Source organism: Streptomyces turgidiscabies Car8, assembly GCF_000331005.1.
Classification (GTDB): domain Bacteria; phylum Actinomycetota; class Actinomycetes; order Streptomycetales; family Streptomycetaceae; genus Streptomyces; species Streptomyces turgidiscabies.
This window is the reverse complement of the sequence record NZ_AEJB01000549.1, coordinates 1-2,069: the sequence shown is the minus strand read 5'-3', so window position 1 is coordinate 2,069 and position 2,069 is coordinate 1. Positions and strand designations below refer to the sequence as shown.

The window sequence follows — 2,069 nt, the reverse complement described above, 5'->3', positions numbered from 1 at the left end:
CCGCGGGAAGGGCCCTCGCGGCCGTCCTGGACCCGCTCCTGAGGAACCCCGCCCTCGGTACCCGCCAGACCGCCGCCGTCGTCGACATCGCCACCGGCAAGCGCCTCTACGGCCTGCCGCCCTCGCTTTTTCTCCCCGTCAGCTGTCGACGCCCACGGTGAGGGTGGCCGTGTAGCCGTCGGAGACGCTGGAACCGAGTGCGGTGAGCGTCAGCAGGCCGGAGGACGCGCCGCCGTCGTCGTAGATGCTGTCGTCGGAGAGGGTGGTCTCCGAGGTGGTGTTCGCCGAGTACGGGGAAGTCGCCTGCACTGTCGTGTTGATGGCCTCGTCGAAGAAGAGCTGGCCGGTGTGGATGACCTCCCCGCCGGTGTACGAGGTGTCGGTGAGCGTGACGTCGGTGTGCACCCGCATGTGGACGTGGACGGCGCGGGAGACGTAGTGGCCGGGCCAGATGGACGTGATGGTGCACTGGCCGTCGGCGTCGGTCAGCTGGCCGCCGCGCAGGAAGGTGCCGTTGTCCTCCTCCTGGTGGCCGTTGCCGCCGACGAAACCGGAGTACTCGCCGAGGTGGTCGCAGTGCCAGATCTCCACGAGGGCGTCGGCGAGCGGGGCGCAGTCGTCGGCGACGTCGACGACGGTGAACGTGTACCGGACCTCGAAGCCTTCCTTCTCCTCGCGGATGTCGGCGCGGACGAGAGCGCCGTCGAGGGAGTACGGGCCCTCGGTCACCTCGGCGTTGAGGACGCAGACGCTGCTGGTGGTCGAGGAAGAACTGGTCGAGGAGGAACTGTCCGACGAGGAAGTGGTGGCCGACGAGGACTTCTCGGCGGGGGCGGTCGGGGCGGCGGAGGCGAAGCCGGCCACCGCGAGTCCGCCGACGACCGCCGCGGTACCGCCACCGATCAGGACGCGGCGCCGCTGGACGGTTTTGCCGAGCCGGTGTTTGCCCACGGAACCGGCGGCGCCGGTGGTGTCGGCGGAGGCTTCGGGGGCGTTGCTCTGGGGGTTCGTGTTCTCTGTCATGACCCGGAAACCTAGGGGCGTACCTGAGGTTTTCCTTAAATCGCGGCTGTGAACGCCCTGGGGACCTACCTCCCAACTCCGCTGGATTGGGGCAGAGTTGGGGCACACTCCGCGTGGCGTGACGTTGGCTGTGGGTTACATCGACGAGGGAATCAGGCCGCGCGTGGCCGGGGATTGGCCGGGGATCGACCTGGCTGGTAACTGCCCCGCCACCTATGCTGCGACCGCCCCGACTTCACAGGTCCTTCACTGCTCAATCACAGACAAGGTGCGGGCGTGCGTATGCATTTGGCATGCGCATGACTGTGTGCGTGGCTCTCACCCCCCACTGCAACACCGCGATGAAAGGGAGAACCATGGCTGGTGGTCTGCTTGTGAGCGGCGCGATAGCCGCTCTGTTCGCCGCTGCGATACCTGCCCAGGGTGCCGGGTCGTCCTTCGAGGACCCGCCCGCGGACAAGATCGTCATCACCGTCGCCACGGTGAACGGCTCCGGCTGTCCCGCAGGTACGGCCGCGGTGGCCGTCTCCGGCGACAACACCGCCTTCACCGTCACCTACAGCGACTACCTCGCCCAGGTCGGCGGCAACTCCGACCCGACGGCGTTCCGCAAGAACTGCCAGCTCAACCTGAAGGTGCGCGTCCCGGCGGGCTTCACGTACGCCATCGCCAGCGCCGACTACCGGGGCTTCGCCGCCCTCCAGCGGGGCGCGAGTGCCGTCCAGAAGGCCTCGTACTACTTCCAGGGCTCATCGGCCACGGTGGCCCGTACCCACACGTACAACGGCCCGCTCAACGACAACTGGCAGGCCACGGACGTCACGGACTGGGCCCAACTGGTCTACGCGCCCTGTGGAGTTCAGCGTAACTTCAACATCAACACGGAGCTGCGGGTGAACGCCGGCACGTCGACGGGCACCAGCTTCATGGCGATGGACTCGACGGACGGCGACATCAACACGGTCTACCACCTGGCGTGGCAGCCCTGCCCGGCGAAGTGAAGTCAGCGGGAGCCCTAGGGCAGTTGTAGTCCGGCATGCGGGGGT

The 2,069-nt window shown here is 67.9% G+C and carries 2 protein-coding genes; one reads left to right on the top strand and one right to left on the bottom strand.

The features are described from left to right. Positions 1-138 precede the first annotated feature (138 nt). Positions 139-1,023, bottom strand: coding sequence for an intradiol ring-cleavage dioxygenase (locus STRTUCAR8_RS39550; RefSeq protein WP_006381996.1), 885 nt, complete (start codon positions 1,021-1,023; stop codon positions 139-141). Between the two features lie 356 nt (positions 1,024-1,379). Between STRTUCAR8_RS39550 and STRTUCAR8_RS39545 the strand changes: the two genes are divergently transcribed. Continuing rightward, positions 1,380-2,024, top strand: a complete 645-nt coding sequence (locus tag STRTUCAR8_RS39545; protein ID WP_006381997.1) for a DUF4360 domain-containing protein — start codon at positions 1,380-1,382, stop codon at positions 2,022-2,024. Positions 2,025-2,069: the final 45 nt, after the last annotated feature.

Bases quoted from the DNA above. Each gene is read 5' to 3' on its own strand.
- STRTUCAR8_RS39550 (WP_006381996.1), bottom strand. From the start codon at position 1,023: ATGACAGAGAACACGAACCCCCAGAGCAACGCCCCCGAAGCCTCCGCC.
- STRTUCAR8_RS39545 (WP_006381997.1), top strand. From the start codon at position 1,380: ATGGCTGGTGGTCTGCTTGTGAGCGGCGCGATAGCCGCTCTGTTCGCC.